This is a genomic window from Atopobium deltae, assembly GCF_001552785.1.
In the GTDB taxonomy this organism is placed as follows: domain Bacteria; phylum Actinomycetota; class Coriobacteriia; order Coriobacteriales; family Atopobiaceae; genus Atopobium; species Atopobium deltae.
Genome location: NZ_KQ959487.1, coordinates 159,021 through 175,532, shown reverse-complemented (window position 1 = coordinate 175,532; position 16,512 = coordinate 159,021). Strand labels below are relative to the sequence as shown.

General features: G+C 55.9%; 12 protein-coding genes and 1 pseudogene. 8 read left to right on the top strand and 5 right to left on the bottom strand.

Features of this window, described 5'->3' with window-relative positions; translation table 11 throughout:
* Positions 1-6: 6 nt before the first annotated feature.
* The 5 genes from HMPREF3192_RS02475 to HMPREF3192_RS02455 form a co-directional block, all read right to left on the bottom strand.
* Positions 7-801, bottom strand: a complete 795-nt coding sequence (locus HMPREF3192_RS02475; RefSeq protein WP_066305030.1) for a hypothetical protein — start codon at positions 799-801, stop codon at positions 7-9.
* A complete protein-coding gene (locus HMPREF3192_RS02470; RefSeq protein ID WP_066305151.1) occupies positions 794-1,582 on the bottom strand; it encodes a DUF4391 domain-containing protein in 789 nt (262 codons plus the stop codon). The genes HMPREF3192_RS02475 and HMPREF3192_RS02470 overlap by 8 nt, the downstream gene beginning before the upstream one ends.
* Positions 1,579-4,824 carry a helicase-related protein gene (locus HMPREF3192_RS02465; RefSeq protein WP_066305029.1) on the bottom strand — a complete coding sequence of 1,082 codons (3,246 nt, stop codon included), beginning with the start codon at positions 4,822-4,824 and terminating at the stop codon, positions 1,579-1,581. Before HMPREF3192_RS02465 ends, HMPREF3192_RS02470 begins: the two co-directional genes overlap by 4 nt.
* A gap of 4 nt (positions 4,825-4,828) precedes the next feature.
* A complete protein-coding gene (locus tag HMPREF3192_RS02460; protein ID WP_227561562.1) occupies positions 4,829-5,041 on the bottom strand; it encodes a YlcI/YnfO family protein in 213 nt (70 codons plus the stop codon).
* A 157-nt stretch (positions 5,042-5,198) separates the two neighbouring features.
* Entirely contained in the window at positions 5,199-5,474 is a 276-nt protein-coding gene (locus HMPREF3192_RS02455) for a hypothetical protein (protein ID WP_066305027.1), read from the bottom strand.
* A gap of 547 nt (positions 5,475-6,021) precedes the next feature.
* On the opposite strand from HMPREF3192_RS02455, the gene HMPREF3192_RS02450 reads away from it, so the two are divergent.
* The 8 genes and pseudogenes from HMPREF3192_RS02450 to HMPREF3192_RS02420 all read left to right on the top strand — a co-directional run bounded on the left by HMPREF3192_RS02450 (position 6,022) and on the right by HMPREF3192_RS02420 (position 16,306).
* Positions 6,022-6,393 carry a YraN family protein gene (locus HMPREF3192_RS02450; protein WP_066305025.1) on the top strand — a complete coding sequence of 124 codons (372 nt, stop codon included), beginning with the start codon at positions 6,022-6,024 and terminating at the stop codon, positions 6,391-6,393.
* Between the two features lie 206 nt (positions 6,394-6,599).
* Positions 6,600-6,986: a ParA family protein gene (locus HMPREF3192_RS02445; RefSeq protein WP_269447681.1), complete on the top strand. Its 387-nt coding sequence runs from the start codon at positions 6,600-6,602 to the stop codon at positions 6,984-6,986.
* The gene (locus tag HMPREF3192_RS02440; protein ID WP_231723333.1) at positions 6,974-7,540 is read left to right on the top strand and encodes a DUF4230 domain-containing protein; all 567 of its coding nucleotides are present in this window, start codon (positions 6,974-6,976) and stop codon (positions 7,538-7,540) included. Before HMPREF3192_RS02445 ends, HMPREF3192_RS02440 begins: the two co-directional genes overlap by 13 nt.
* Positions 7,533-7,751 (top strand): hypothetical protein, encoded by a 219-nt coding sequence (locus tag HMPREF3192_RS06905; protein WP_197414543.1) that lies wholly within the window; start codon positions 7,533-7,535, stop codon positions 7,749-7,751. Before HMPREF3192_RS02440 ends, HMPREF3192_RS06905 begins: the two co-directional genes overlap by 8 nt.
* 12 nt (positions 7,752-7,763) lie before the next feature.
* Positions 7,764-8,117 (top strand): annotated as a pseudogene (locus tag HMPREF3192_RS06900) (DUF4230 domain-containing protein); the annotation flags it as partial.
* Between the two features lie 644 nt (positions 8,118-8,761).
* The gene (locus HMPREF3192_RS02430) at positions 8,762-11,773 is read left to right on the top strand and encodes a hypothetical protein (RefSeq protein WP_066305024.1); all 3,012 of its coding nucleotides are present in this window, start codon (positions 8,762-8,764) and stop codon (positions 11,771-11,773) included.
* A gap of 95 nt (positions 11,774-11,868) precedes the next feature.
* On the top strand, positions 11,869-13,926 hold the full coding sequence (locus HMPREF3192_RS02425) for a prealbumin-like fold domain-containing protein (RefSeq protein WP_066305023.1): 2,058 nt from the start codon (positions 11,869-11,871) through the stop codon (positions 13,924-13,926).
* Between the two features lie 562 nt (positions 13,927-14,488).
* The gene (locus tag HMPREF3192_RS02420; protein WP_082715575.1) at positions 14,489-16,306 is read left to right on the top strand and encodes a vWA domain-containing protein; all 1,818 of its coding nucleotides are present in this window, start codon (positions 14,489-14,491) and stop codon (positions 16,304-16,306) included.
* The last annotated feature ends 206 nt before the right edge of the window (positions 16,307-16,512 follow it).

Below are 16,512 nucleotides of genomic sequence, written 5' to 3'. Positions count from 1 at the left end.
CTCCTCCTAGGAAAGTTGAGATTTGATTAGTTGCACTATATAGGGCATGGCGGCAATAAAAACGTCGGTGCCCTTGTCGGCAAGCCAGCTCTGGAGTTTGCTAAGCTTGCTGTCCCGTTTGCTTTCGTCTTTCGTGTTGAGATCGCCGATCATTCCTTTGAGCAGCGTCTTGTCGTCATCAGAAAGCGTCGTCTCCGGCAATTTATCAATCTGCTCAAAGGTCGTCTCAACCGTGACTTGAACGTTGGCTTCCGCGGATGCTGAGGCATTTTGAACCATGCTGACGCTTGCGGCCTGCGCTTCCGCAATTTTAAGTTTACGGAATTCCTCATCGCGGATTACCTTGAGCTTCTCTATCCTGAGCTCCGTCTGCTGGGGGCAGAGTTCATACTCTCTATAGCCGTAGCCTGACAGGCCATCAACGTAAAAGCCATAGCGATTCACATATATGCAATCGATCGTCTCGTAAACCGCTCTTAGGTCTTCGCCTTCGATCCCGTCTTCCGCTGTCCTCTCGAGCAGATGAATGTGGTTCGTAACTGTCTCTAGCCCGTAAGGCCCGTAAAGCTCCCGGTCTTTCCCATCTCGCAGCACACGGAGCTTTCCGATCAGTTTTCGCAGATCGGCGGCGGTGTGGCGGTTATCCCCGCCGGTTATCCTTGCTCCTCTGTAATGCGATAGGTTCGGTATCTCCGCATTGAAGGCCGACACGATTTCACGTGCGATGGCATCGATTGCCGAGCCGTCTCCGCCACGTAAGGTCTCGCTTGCGCGACGGATGTAACTATCGAGCTCACTCAATTGCGTCTCCTAACGTACAGACAGACTTTATCGAGTCCATGACCAAATCGAACTCGGCTTCTAGCTTTTTAACTTCCACGCGTAACCTGGCAGACTCGTTCAAAGAAAGTCCGCGGTCACGTCGCCGCTGTCGTATGTCGGCAATTTGCATAGCAAGAGCATCGCTCCGAGCGATAAGCTCGCCTAGCTGCTCCCGATCGCGATCGGCGCACAACGGATAGAACCCGAGTGAGGTTATCGAGCGAGAGAGTCGAACGGCCCAGGCGATTCCCTGCAGGAAAGCCAGCAGATCGCCCTGCGGCAACCTGGCGAACTCGAGCGCGCCTAGGAAGTCCGTATATTCCGGACGGCCCGGGTCGAATGCGCCCGTCGCCTCGATTCGTTCGACGACCGTCGCGCCCTGCTCGGCCTGGCTCTTCCGCGTAAGGGCGACCGACACACATGCGCAGCCACCCGCCTCGATCAGGAGCACCGTCGGGTTCGGGAAGCACTTGTGCACAAGTTCCGCCACCTCCGCCACGGCCATAGTCCCGGCTGCCATCTCGCAGCGAAGGAAGACGATGCTCTGCACGTTGCGCTCGTCGTTCTCGTACGGCGGGATGCGCGTCGTGGATTTCTGGACCGTGGCAAAGTGCTCGAGGCGTGCGACCTTGTCGAGCCTTCTCTGCTCGGTCTTGGTGAGCATGGCCTGCTTGACGAGCACCGTCTTGGGGATTCGGCGGCATCCCGCGAGCGCCGCATCGGGCAGGCGCAGGATCCCGTTCCAGTCGAGGCGGTTCATCGCAGCACCGCGAAACATACCAGCGAGTAATCGTTGAACCCCATGACGGTGCCGCTGCCGACCTCGCCCAGGCTGAAGAGACTCTCGATCCCCTTGTCCTGCTGCGTCCCCGTGATGGCCGCCACCACGTCGTCGAGCAGGTCGGTGTAGGCGTCCATCCTGGTCCCGTCGCGGGTCTCGCGGTTGAACTCGCGGCACAGCTCGGCGATGGGCTCGGGGTGCCCCGAGCAGACGGCGCGCATGATGTCGAGCGCCGGCTTGGGCTGCGTGTGCTTGGTCATGAGCTCGCCATCGCCCGACACGTACACCACGTAGTACGGGAAGACGGGGTTCGTGTCCCTGGGGTCATTGCCCTCGTCGTTCTGCTTGAGGCAGAAGACCACCCCCGGCTTCACGTCGCCGCGAAGCTCGTCGGGGATGGGAGTCACGGCGTGGAGGCCCGCCGGCGAGTTCTCCAGCGCGCCGGGATGCTCCTTCGCGTAGCGTTGGAGCTCCACGCGGAAGTCGTCGAAGGCGAAGTCCGTGATCGAGATGCCGCCCGAGATGTCCTCGAGGTCGAGCACCTCGCTCTTGAGCTGTTGGAGCTGCTGGCGGCGATACTTGAGGTCGTTCATCTCGCCGTTGCCCTTTGCTTCCAGCACGTTCTCCTCGCCGGTGGCCGACGCGTCGAGCAGCGCCATGCGCCCCTTCACGCGGCCCTCAAGCTGGATGTACTCGTCGAGCGCGATGTCCGGCCAGAAGTTGACCAGCTGGATCTGCTCGTTTCTCGAGCCAAGGCGGTCGATGCGCCCGAAGCGCTGGATGATGCGCACGGGGTTCCAATGGATGTCGTAGTTCACCAGGCAGTCGCAGTCCTGCAGGTTCTGGCCTTCGGAGATGCAGTCCGTCGCGAAGACGACGTCGATTTCGCCGAGCTCCCGCTGACTCTCCGGCAGCTCCTTGGAGACGAGAGAGAACCTCGCGAGGATGTTCTCGAAGGTGGTTCTGGGGAGCTTCAGCGAGTAGGTCCGGTTGGAGCTGCCCGCAACCTCGGCGCACTCGATGCCGAGCTCGCGCTTCAGCCAGGGAGCCAGCTGCTCGAAGAGGTACGCCGTCGTGTCGGCGAACGCGCTGAACACCAGCACCTTGCGGTTGCCGGGGTTGTACGGGTCTCTGACCTTGCCTGCGATGAAGCCGCGCAGCTTCACGAGCTTGGCGTCGCGCTCGGGCGTCACCGCGTCGGCATAGGCGAGCAGGGCGCGGAGCACCTGTATGTCGAAGTCGAGGTCCTGGCCCAGGCGCAGGGCGTCGACGTCTCGCAGGTCGACGCGCACCTTGCCGCCGGCCTCGAACTCCTCGGCATCGTCGTCGTCGAAGCCGTCCTCGAGGCCCTCGGTGCCGTAGGCGACCCCCGACGCGTCGGCGTCGAGCCTCGCGCGCAGGTCGACGCAGCCGTCGAGGATGCGTCGCAGCGTGATGCGGAAGCTGTTCACGGAGGACTCCATGCGCTTGAGGACGTTGATGCGCATGAGGTTGGCCACAGCCGTCGTGCGGTGGACCTGGCTCTCGAAGTCCTTGCCCCACGTGTCCCCGTAGCGGCCCTCGTACTTGCGCCGCTGGTCGGCGCGCACGTACGAGAGCACCTGGTACTGGGCGAACGTGAGCTGGGCGATCATGTCGTTGAGCTCCGCGATCGGCGGCAGCTCGCCTTCCAGGTCGATGGGCGTCTGGAACGACAGGGGCGGCCGGCGCGCCGGGAAGGTCCCGCTTGCGGCGCCGTAGTACTTCGTGATGTGCTTGCGGCTTCGCGCGATGGTCAGTACGTCGAGCAGCTTGAAGTAATCGGCGTTCACCGCGTTCACGAAGCTCTCCGTCGTGCGCTCGGAGTCGGAGAGCTTGCTCCACTCGTTGAATCTCTGCTGGGCGACGCGCGTCACGTGCGTGATCGACGGGATGCCGTCGGTATCGGCGAGGTATGCGTCGTCTCCCTCGGTGATGAGCTCGATCTGGTTTCGCAGGTCGAGCAGGCGGTTGTTCACCGGGGTGGCAGAGAGCATGAGCACCTTCGTGCGCTGGCCCGATTTGATGACGTCCTCGATGAGGCGCGTGTAGCGGTCGGTCTTGTCCGCGTCGGTGCTCTTGTTCCTGAAGTTATGGCTCTCGTCGATGACGAGAAGGTCGAAGTGCCCCCAGCGCAGGTGCTCGAGGTCCACCTCGCCGCTCATGCCGTGGTAGCGCGACAGGTCGGTGTGGTTGAGCACCGTGTAGCTGAAACGGTCATCCGCCAGCGGGTTGCGGTCGTCGTTGTCCTGGGTCCACAGGGTCCAGTTGTCCCGCAGGCGCTTCGGGCACAGCACGAGGATGCGGTCGTTGCGCTCCTGGTAGTACTTCATGACGGCGAGGGCCTCGTAGGTCTTGCCCAGGCCCACAGAGTCGGCGATGATGCAGCCCTTGTACTTCTCCAGCTTGCGGATGGCGCCCACGACGGCGTCCTTCTGGAAGTCGTAGAGCTTGTTCCAGACCACGGACTCCTCGAACTTGAGGCCGGGGCGGATGCCGTTGTCCTCGTCGTCCTCCATGAAGTCACGGAACAGGTGGTACAGGGTCAGGAAGTAGATGAACTCTGGCGGGTTCTCGCGGTAGAGCGTCTCGACCTGGGCGGCCACCTGCGCGGTGACCTCCTCGACCATGGCGGGGTTGTCCCAGACCGACTCGAACATCATCTTGAGGCCGACGGCCTCGGTGGCATTCTCGAAATGGCTCACGCAGGTGACGGTTCCCGGGCGGCGCTCGTAGCCGAGGCCCTCCTGCGTGAAGTTCGCGGCGGCGCCCATGAAGGCGTGGTCGTCGCCGGAAGGGTTCTCCACCACGTATGTGCCGCCCGGCTGTATGGCACCGGACGTCTTGGCGGACTTGAAGACGCCCTTCTCGCGGATCCACTCGGCGCATTCGCGGGCGAGCGCGCGCTGGTTGAGGTTGTTGCGCAGCGTGAGCTCGAGCCCCGAGCCGCCGACGCCGACCTCGCGCGCGCGGCGGGCGACCTCGAACTCGCGCGGCTCCTTCGAGTCGGCCATGCGCTTGATGAAGGTGGGCTCGCTGAACAGGAACCGCACCTCGTCGATTTTAGAGAGCTCCTCCTTGAGTTCCCCATAGGCGAACACGGTGAAATACGAGCTGATTATCGACAGCTTCGCGCCGTCGTCGATGGATTCGCCGAGGGCGTCTCCCAGGCGCTCGGCGCCGACGTTGTTTAGCGACTTCACGCCTCTACGCCCCCTTCTTCGCGAGCTCTTCGATCATGCAGGTGCGCACGAAGGCGGAGAAGCTCATGCCCCGCAGGGCCGCCTCCTCCTTCGCCGCGTCGCGCAGGGTGTCGGGAATGCGCAGGGTCACGGAGACCTGGTCGCCGTCCACCAGGAAGGACCTGATCTCGGTCTCGTCGGGATTGCTCTTGATGAGCTCCTTGTAGCTGTCGGGCATCTGCGCTCCCATCGCTCGAAATGCAATACAAATGCGTTTGCAGCATTATAACGCGGCGGCACTGGGAATGCGAGGACAGCCGATGCCAGGCTTTATATGAGCGCCGACGGCGAGGGACGCCCTGATTGGGCTTGAATGGTCACTTTCGTTTGTGTCCTCATCTCTCGTTTTCGCGAGGTTTGGCGTTTGCCCGCTCCTCGGCGTAGAGAACCTCGTTCTGAGCCTCCAAGATTCGTGCGGCGTCGCCGATGCGCTCGGCGCACCTCTCGCTTATCGACCTCAGGGCCAGGATCCCCTCGACGTCGAGCGGGTCCAGCTGGTCGGCGTGCGCCAGGGATTCCAGCAGTTGGTCCAGGCCCCTCGCCAGCCTCCCGGCATCGCTCACGGCATCGATGAGCTCGATGCGCTCCAACTTCTCTTCGTAGCCCAACATCGACTCGTCTCCTTCTCCCAACGGACGTGTTGCGCAGCACCGTAGCCGTTCCATGCGGAGAACCATCTCGCCTCCAGCGATCCCGTGTGCACATCGGCCGCAAGCGGCGCGGGAAAGCCGTCCGTCCCGATTCATGCTGCGGCACTGCAACCTGAGGTCACGCCGCCGTCCCCGCCGCGATATCGCCGCCAACCCCAGCGAGAGCCCCTGCAATCGCCGACGGATCTCATCCCATGCCCGGAAGCCCCGGCGCCCATGCCCGATTCCATGCCGCACGCCTGCGCCCCTTTGATCCGAATACCCGCCCCGGCGCTCCTTGGACGCGCAGGGCCGCACGCCGGCAGGCGGCCAGCAAGGGCCGCGACACTTTTTCGGGTTCTTCGCCCCATGCGCTCCGCGCGCGAACAACGCGAAAAACTGCCGTCGGGATGCTTCTGTTTCCACGCCCGACTTCGCTTCCTCCCTTGCCGGCACGCCCGCGCTGCATGCGACTCACGCGACGCAAGGCACGCCACAGGGGCGGGCCTCAGAGTCTAAGGAGCAAGACATGAACGGCATGAAGGAAAAGGCGATGGGCGCGGTCAAGGTCTTCCTCGAGCGCAAGGGCTACGAGATCGTCGACGAGGCCTGGCAGGGGCCCGAGGGCATCGGCGGGATCGACCTCGTGGCGGTGGACGGGGACGGGGCCCTGGTGTTCGTCGATGCTACGGTCCGCACCGGGACGGACGGCTTTCCCGAGGCCCACAGGGCGCGCGGGCTGCGCGAGGCGCTGGCGGCGATGTGGCTCGCCGGCAACAGCGACGACTACGCCGACACCCCGGTCCGCTTCGACGAGGTGGCGATGATGGTCGTCAAGGAGAACCGAGCGCTCCTGCGCCACCACGTCAACTGCTTCGGCGAGATGGAGCCGCTCTCCTAGGCGGCGCGCCCGGCCCCGGGCTCCCGGGGCCGGGCTTTCACTCGAAACCCGGCCCCTGTACCACGAAAGCGTACATATCCGTACGTTTTCGTGGTACACTCCGCTTGTCGGACAAATCCGTACGGTTTTGTCCCGACGCTCCGAGACTCGGGGCGCGCCGGACCAATCGCGGCGAGGCGCGCCCCACGCTAGAGAGGACGCGACCCATGCGCTCGATAGCCATTTCCAACTACAAGGGCGGCGTCGGCAAGACGACGACCGCCGTGAACCTGGCGGCGATCTTCGCCGCCCGGGGCCTTCGGACCCTGCTCGTCGACCTCGACCCGCAGGTGTCTGCCACCGACTTCTTCGGCCTCTACGACCGGGCCGCATCCGAGCGGCGCACATCGGTCGAGCTGCTCTACGGCGGCGCGCCCGTGGAGGAGGTCGCCTACGCCGCCGGGGAGAGCCTCGACGTGGTGGCCTCGACCATCGACCTCGTCGACCAGAACGAGATGCTCCTGCGCGAGCAGCGCCTCAAGTTCGCCCTCGACGACGCCTCGGGCTCTTCGGAAAGCCCTCGCCCAAAGCCAAGCTCGCCGTGCTTGCCGTAGCTGCGACGATTGCCGTCGGCTTCTTCGGCTTCGCCCTCCCTTGGATGACGGACAACCACGAGACGCAGTATCTCGCGACATCGGACCTCAAATCGGCCGTCGACATCGACAGCCTTTCCACGATCGACTACACCTATCACGGCATCGCCGAGAAGCACGGTAAGTTCCTCTGGCAGGATCGCGTGGACTATCGCGTTAAATACGAGGCTCACATCCGCGCATCCTACACGCTGAGCGACATCCAGTTTGGGATCAACGAGGAGGATAAGGTCGTCACCGCCTATCTTCCCGAAGCGCAGATCGGTGACCCCCAGCTCGACAACAGCAAGTTCGGCTACCTCCCCGAGAGCGCAACAGCGGACATGAGGGACGTCATCGCGCTTTGCCGCGAAGACGCCGCGAACGACGTCGACAAGGAAGAGATAAAAGAGCAGGCGGAAGAGAGCCTGAAGGACACCGTCAAAGCGCTGACCCTGCCGCTTCTCGGCGATGAATACCAGCTCGAATTCAAGCCGATCTCCGAGTACAACGGGGAGGTCGATTCCAATGCGTAAACCATGGCTTGCCTGCCTCACCCTCGCAGCAGCGCTGTCGATCTCCGCGCTTTCCGGTTGCGCCAAAAGCAGCGAAACGCCTGATTTCTCGGGCTATACCGAGATCGCGGAACTCGCCACCGTCGAGTGCACGTTCCACAACGTCGCCGAAGTCTATAACGACGGCACGAACATGCTGTTCGGGATAAACGTGGGATACAAGAAGGCTTGATTCGAGTACGACGGAACGGTCCAGCTGGGCGTCGATGTCTCCAAGGTTCGAATCGAGGGGCCGGATGCGAACAACGTCGTCACCATCACGGTTCCCAACGCGCAGGTCATCGGCCAACCCCAGGCCGACGAGAGCACCTTCTCCGATATCCACAGCGACACCGGGCTGCTGACCCCCATCACGACGGTCGACCAGTCCATCGCGCTGGAAGAAGCGCAAAAAGAGATGAAGGAAAGCGCCGAGGCCAATTCGACGCTGATGAACGGCGCCCGTGAAAGGGCGAAAACCCTTCTGAGCCAATACGTCACAAAGATCGGCGATCTGCAAGGGGCGAAGTACGAAGTCCAGTTCAGGGATGCCGAATAGGTTGGCTTTATAGGTAAGTCGGTCTTGAGAGGGACCGTGAACGCAGTCCTTCTTTGTTCAGTTGCCAACTGATTTGCGGACAGCTTGAAACAAAGCGGCGATTGGCACCCTCTAATTCGGACCCTTCTGCTCGGCCTCTAAGATTCTTTGAGGCCGTGCATGGGATCGAAAACGAAGCCGCCCGCGACGATTCTTTCAGTCTTCGACTTCACATGTCTATTCTGACCTGCGGAAATGAGAGGCGGAAAAGCCGCTGGCTATGATCCACCTCGCTAAACAGGTGCTAAAGAGGAGGGCCACCCGTTTTGGCATCCATTTCGGGCTGTTCTTAGCATTAAAACCTGCTCGTTTTTGTCCCCGGGACAAAAACGAAACTGCGGGCTTGCGGTTTCGCAATAGTTTGCGAATTTGTCCCAGGATTTGTCCCAAACGCCTACGCGAAGACACGCGGAGGGATTTTTTTACAACTTTATGATTGCATGCTCCGCGCGTGCAGGTCAGCGACCGATTTGCTCGGATCCGTACGTACCTGAAAATAGTATAAAAGTTGACTGCTATTAGCAGAACACTTACACTTTATGCTGTATGACCCTGGGATGCCTTTGACGTGCCCTTGACATGCCCCCTTAAGAGAAAGTACGCACATGAACAAAAAACGCAACCTATTTCTCGCAGGTCTTCTCTTTGTAACATGCTGCTTTACGGTATTTACGCTTTCGACAGCGCAAGCTGCTGCTGGTCGTTCGGCCCATGTCGCAGCTAGTCGCAGTACGCGCAGCGCCACCAGTCTAGGTGCCCGTGCCGCTGCTGGCGCACGAGGTGGTACCGTCGAGTGCTACTTTACGATTTACGCGAAACAGGATGCGACAAAGTATGAGATTGAAGTGGGCGAGGGTTGGAACGCAGGGAGCTACAAAATCGCGTCAAGCGACATCGTCTCGACCGAGGCGCTCAACAATGGCATCAAAAAGTATGTCGTTGCGTTTGGGCTGGATACAGACGATATGCCCATAGGCACGCCTCAGCGTGTGTGCCTCGTCAAGCCGGGCGGATTTTTTGGGGGTACCCCCGTAAGCGACGCCGTAAAGGCAGCGCCCAAAGCCACCACAGGTGCCGACGCCCGCTTCGAAGTCACCCTCAAGGAGCGCATAGAAAAAAGCTATCCCGTGCGCTTTGTGGATACGACAGGGGCCGCGGTTGAGGGCACGCCAAAAGCGCTCGAACTTCTCACCAGTGATTCCACAGGTAACGACGTTGTGCGCACGGTTAAAAAGTCCGCTTCCGCGCCAGGTACGCCAGCCACGCCAGGCTATGAGCTGTCCGCCCCCATGGAATATAACGAGAAGGGCGATTTTCTCGGCAGCGACATCGTGCTTTCGCAAAACAACATCAACAAGTCTGTCACCATGAACCAGGCGGGCACCAACGTGCCTTACACCATTCACGCCGCTGAGCTCAAGCAGGGAAGCATTACGGTGACGCTCAAAAAAGTGCAACTCACCAACAAGGTTTTTCACGTGGTCCTCGAGCGCACCTTTGACATGCTCGATCTGGACGCGGACTGGAAGTTTTCCGTCACGGGCGCGGTAAAGCAGCAGCTCACCCATCGTATTACGGCACCGTTTTCCAAAGGCGATATCAGTTTTGACGTGACCGCGAACAATGTGGACGAAAAAGCCCAGCTCAGGCTTGGTGCGCTTCCCAAAGAGTACATGTATTACGGCATCTCCAAACAAACGTTTGACGAGAAGACCAACACTTTGCGCGTCACCCTGAGTAAGAAAGTGTACATGCTGATCTCCCCGATGGAGCAGGTCACCTATATGCAGTTTGGCGAAAAGCATGCAAAACATGGTTTTTCACTGGCGCTGTATGATGCGCAGGGCAAGCTGGTCGAAAAATCACACGAAGAAATCAATGCCTATGGCCTGCCGACCAACTGCTTTACCAAGATTGTGCCAGGTGAGTACAGCATCAAAATTCTTGATGCGCCCGAGCAGTATAAGCAGAGCTTGGACCTGCAAAAAGAGTACAGGCTGCGCATGCTTACCAATGGTGTGGTGCAAATAAAAATCGCTACGAGCCAAAGCAATGGGGAAGAGGTATGGGCAAATCCTGGCGGCGGCACCGATACCACTCGCTTTAATAACAGTAAAGAGTCCATCGCGCTGACAGGTTACAAATATTTGTTCAATCTGCTGGTGCCTCGAAAGGCCACGATCACCAAGGTGGCTGTTGACCCTACAACCAATAAGGAAACACAGCAGCTGGTTGCAAAAGTGGGCGATACGGTCGAGTTCAAACTTAAGGGTTCGACACCCGTTGATTATCGCATTATCGCAAAATATCAAAGCAGTTCTACCACCTATGCTGACATCGGTGTAGCGCAAACCATTCGTGTGAGCGACGTGTTGGACGAGCGTTTTGAGTTTGTGCCCAACAGTTTTGTAATTACGCGCGACGGCGCTCCTGCTACGGATGTTGTCGCGAACTACGATACCGCAACACGCACGATTTCACTGGAAGATGCCACGCCCTACAAGGTTTCTGAGTTTGACTTTAATAAGGCGATCGCGTTTCGTGGTGAGTCACGCTATGAAGTGAGCTTTAAGGTAAAAATCAAGGCACTGGGCACGACCGAAAAGCCACTGGTTAACACCATTCCAGGCAGCACGGTCGAGATCGTTCCCAAAACGTCGATTTCGCTGAGTAAGCAATGGGTCGGCGGAGCCTCTTTGCTGAAGGATCTGGACGTACCCGCCTTTTTGCAGAACTTAAGTCTTGTGACCTGGCAGGGCTCTGTGAAGCTTAAGACACAGCCGCTTTCTGAGCTCGTGAAGCCAGGCGACATCAAGGTTGATGAGCATAAAAACTTTAGCCTGAAGCTCGAGGGTCTGGATCTGTATACGGTCGAAGAACTTGCAAAACCGCAGGATAAGCGCGTGGCATTGCGCTATGAAATCGTAGAGACCATGCCACAAACCTTGGCGGAGCATTTTGCAGGTACCGTGACAAGCGATGAAGTGAAGGCAGACGGCGTGCGTCATATTAGCTTGCAAAACACCTACCTCGGTAAGCTGGTTAATCTGCAAGTGACTAAGCAGTGGGAACTTCCCGCGGGCAAGACGGCTGACGAGTACACGCCCGTCTTCAAACTAATCATGAAGAACACGGCCACTCAGCAAGAAAAGGTCTTCACCTTTACGAGAAACTCGAACCGCTTGGTCGACGAAGCGGGCGCTGTGTTGAGCTTTAAGTACGCCGCGCTGGTTTCGGGTCAACTCATGCAGCGGGATATAGCTCCCGTGGTAAGCGTGGCAAACGATGTGTATAGCATCAAGAACCTGCCCGCTACTGACCCTGATAGCAACGCCTACAGCTACGAGATCCAAGAGGTTGACGTTCTGCGCAATGAAGTAAGCGTGAAGGGCGCCTTTACTATCACAGGTAACGACGATCCACTGAAGGCCGCCGATGACGGCGTGACACTGGTCAAGACCATTAAAAATGTCGAGAAGCCCGTGGTGTCGCCAAAGCTACCTGTGCCAAAAACGGGCGATTATAGTATGGTTGTAGCACCGGCGATCTTCTCGGTAGCTGCTGTAGTGCTAGCTGCGTGGGGTGTGAGCAAGGCTTTTAAGAAGCAAGTACGTTAGACACGTAAACGATGTAGTGACGTAAACGACATAGTGACGTAAACGACATAGTGACGTAAACGACAAACCAATGGAAAACGAGCGATTGGAGTAACATGAACAAACGCGTTAAAAAGATGCTGCTCCTCCTTGGCGCCATGCTTGTGGGCGGTCTTATAAGTAATGCGCTTTTGTTCCAAGCGCATGCGCAAGACCTGCCACGCGCCGCAGCAAAGAAGCTTCCCGCGGAAATCATCTCGATGCAGGTGCTTAACGCGGATCAAAACATATTGCAGGAAGGCGGAGACGCTACTGCACATGTTCATAACAATACAACCATGCAGGTGAGCATCGATTACGATGTCACAAAGTATGGACCCGTACAAAAGGGCGATACCTTGTCGTTTGAGCTCAAGCCTCGCGATGGTGCTGGATTTGCCAAACACGATTTGAACAAATACAACACGGGCACGAAGGTTATCGATCAGCATGGTAAGCAGCTGGCGACCTTAGCGGTTGACGGGCTCAAGAGTACCCTAACCTTCGAGCAGGCGACGTATTCCTTCCAGGTGAATATTAAGACGCCACTGAATAAGTCTTCTCATGTGAGTGACTATTTTCTCAATAATCCCGATAAGACCGACATAACGCAAACCTACGATCTGTACATCAACGGCAAAAAGCAAAACAAGTCGTTTACCTTGAGGTTTTTGAAGCCGAAGCGTTCGGATGTTGTCGTTAAATTCGTTAAAACCGAAGGAAAATTCATGACGCCATCCGACTCGACGCAGGGCAAGAGCGTTTTTAAATACAACTTGCGCCTTGCGACTAAGTTGAGCCACTCGAATGAGTTTGTCATTTACGACCTGCCCGACACAAACATCGCTTTTAATGGCACACGCTTTGAAGCGTACTTTAGCGATGCCGAGAATTCCTTCTTAGGGACCGCATTCTTAACATCAGGTCATCCAAACTACGTGGGACCTGGTAGTGAAGATAAGCGTATGGAAGCCACGCTGTACGATGTGTACTTTGTGACGGGTACCCCTGCTAAAGACAGTGACCCGCGCATGGCGGAATACGAGGAAAAGCATCTCGAGTTCAACCGCAAAGACATTATTCGCCACAAAGATACCTATACCAGCGATCAGCTGGCGACTGTGCCCAAAAACATCTTGTTTGAGCTGCTTCATGGCACTGAGCTCACGCCTGAGCAAAAGGCCACAATTGACGCCGTTGGCGGTCTTCATACGACGGTTTCGAAAGGTTTTAAGCTACGAATCAAAAACTTCCGTCAACAAGGCTATGCAAAAGGTGGCTTTTTGCAGCTGTACTTCTACATGGATGTCGTAAAGCCCTCTCCGTTGTTGGATAAAGAGAATAACCCCATCTACAAAAATGCGGCCACCTACTATGCCCAGGACATTCCAACCTGCGATCCCGCTATTGACGAGAACTGCACGCCCATCGAGTTCGAAAAAGTGAAGATGGAAGATGCTCAAAAAGGTACCTACCTTGTTGAGTCGGTCAAAAAGGAAACCACCATCGGTGCTCAAACCGATACGAATGTGACGATCAACTTTAAAAAGGTTGACGAGAAGGGTACGCCACTTGCGGGCGCAGAATTTACCTTCTACAAGAGTAATGCCGATAGCAAAAAGGGCGCGATAGCCAAGAATAAAGCTGGCATTGAGCTCAAAGACTTGGTGACCAACGCACAAGGCGAGCCTTGCCAAAAGAGCGCTACTGGTGAGCTAACAAAAGTGGATATGACCTTGGAGCGTGGCTATTACCTGATCAGTGAGACCAAAACTCCTGACGGCTATGTAAAGCCCGAGAAGGATCAGCTTCTGGCGCTTAGTTCCGACGTCAAAGACGTGGTGATCAAAAACAAGGCGGTGCCAACGCCGCCAGTACCACCAGCACCAAACCCGCCTGCTCCTAATCCGCCAGCGCCGAACCCAACACCAGAACCAGCTCCGACGTTGAAGCCAGAGCCGAAGCCAGAGCCAAAGCCAGAGCCAAATCCCGTGCCAACGACGACGAAAAAGAAGACGACCGTTCCAAAAACGGGGGATTACAGCACCGCCGCAGCAATGGGAATTTTCTCGGTAGCTGCTGTAATGCTAGCTGCGTGGGGTCTGAACAAGGTAGGTAGGAAGCAAATGCACTAAGCGCATGATGACTCGCGAGTTAGAGTTATAGGACAAAATGTGTGTATAGAAGTGGCTGTTGGCGCGGGTCAGCAGCCACTTTTCTTTAAAAAATCCAACGCCAGCTGCGACCATGAATGTGCCTCTGCACCACTGTATTGCGCAACAGATGCGTCTGACCAGACTTTCGTATTCAACAGTAAAAAATGGTGCTAACGCTTAAAAACGGCTAGAGCTGCTGTTTACATCCCAACTGCACTCTGATATCATATACTAAATATATTTAATATAGTCTGAAAACGATATGTGCTGATATGTACTAGGGTTGATGTCTATATGGAGATGAAACATGCTGTTTTCGACAGACAGACAGACAGACAGACAGACAGACAGACAGCGTAAATCTGTCTCTTTTTGCATAGCTTTTCATAACAACAGAGCTTTTCTCGACAGGCAATGCTATATACCTGATGGCTAGGTGTATGGCGGTGCCTATTTTTGTGCAAATTTTCTCAAAAATATCTCAATAGGGGTAATACTCGACCGAAATCATTCATTCAGAAGAGGTAAAAGAGGTAAGAAGATGAAAGCATTAGTAAAAAAGAGGATAGCACTCCTAGCGGCTCTTTTAGTCGTTTTTGGAATGGTGCTTGGAACCATACCGACGTTTGCAGCTGAAGCAAAACAAGACCCTCAGCAAGAAGTGTTGCAAAAGAATAATAAAACAGCAACAAAGCTGGATGACAAGCTAACCACAAAGGTGTCCCTTTCGTTTCCTGGTAAGGAAGATGTATTGGCACATGACGTAGTGTTTGTGCTGGATAAAAGTGGCATGAGTGATCAGGAGAGAATTTCTGCCATGGCTAAAAACTTCCTAAGCGAAATAAAAAACCAGGCAGCAGAAAAAGGACTCAATATTAAAGTTGGCGTGGTTTCGTTCTCGGGAAGAGCAAATGCTAAGCAGCCATTGACCGATATTGTAACTGGTTATGATGCCATAAATAGTAAGCTGGGCCGCTCTTGGGGTAGAGGAACGAATCTTCACGCCGGTCTTCTCTGCGCAAAAGAGATGCTCGATAATGACAAAGCGGTGAGCGCGAAAAATAAGCACATTGTCTTGATTACCGATGGTGCAACATACTTGTACTGCCATGACAAAGCTGAAGGCGATAAAAAGGCATACGAAATTCCATATTCACGTTCCTTCGGTAACCCTACAAAGCAAACCGACCCTACGACCAATAAACCGTATAAAAATGGCAATGATAAGCAAGGCGGCATTTGGGAGTATCAGAGCCGCGAATACAATCTTGCAAACAATTGGAAGAAGTTCGCAGGTACTGATGTAAACTTCATTCTTTCTTATGCGATGGGAGGCGCATGGCCATGGAGACTCGAAGATCCAGCCAACAAAGATAAGCCTAAGCCAAGCATTCAATATCTGGGAGAATATCTCGATTACTACCGCCAGCAGGAGAAAGATACTTCCGCAAACTGGAGCCAATATGAATATAAATATTGGGGTGGCGAGAAGAAAATCACGCCCATTAATGTCAACGCCCCAGCAAACATTGATATCGCGTTCATAAAGGCTGATGATGTGTTTCAAGAGATGGTCAAGACTGGCTATCAGATGAACGTGTACTACCAGAATAAAGCCGACTTTAATGGTTCGCTGTTCTTGAAGTATTTGGCCCGCAATTCTAATAACGGAGAGCTTAATACCGATTTTGCCAAGCTCGAAAAGGAAGTGCTGGAGAAAGTCGCCGCAGGTTCGACGGTTGTTGATTATATCGGCAAGGACTTTGACTTCGTTAATGACAGCAAAGAGATGAGCCTTAAGGCAGGAAACGATACATTACGTGCCGAGAAGATCGAAGATACAACCATTGGCGCTGATGACGCTCATTACGGATTTGGTAAAAAGGCCGACAATACATATCGCTTCGAGCTGATCTACAAGAAGACGGATGCTGCAGATAGCAACAAAGAAAAGCTGATATTGAAGATCAATGAAACCGTGTATCCAAAAACATCGGTGACGTTAAACTACAAAGAAAAGCTCGTCAACGTGCCAACCGCAGCTGGCACTCATGTATTTAATACAAACGAAAGCGCAACTCTGCATCCTGTGGACGCAAATGGTAAAGCAGGAGATGCTTCCACGTTCCCAATTCCGCAGGTGGAATACGTTGTAGAAATACCTAACCCTCCAGCACCGACTCCAACGCCAACGCCAAAGCCAGAGCCAAATCCCGTGCCAACGACGACGAAAAAGAAGACGACCGTTCCAAAAACGGGGGATTACAGCACCGCCGCAGCAATGGGAATTTTCTCGGTAGCTGCTGTAATGCTAGCTGCGTGGGGTCTGAACAAGGTAGGTAGGAAGCAAATGCACTAAGCGCATGATGACTCGCGAGTTAGAGTTATAGGACAAAATGTGTGTATAGAAGTGGCTGTTGACGCAGGTCAGCAGCCACTTTTCTGTGAAAAAATTCGTAGTGCCAGCTGTAGGCATGTGTCTGTCCGCGCTCAGCACCCGCGCAGCCGCGCCGCACAACAGATGTGTCTAAGGGTGATGAGATACTTTATATAAGCACGCAAGAC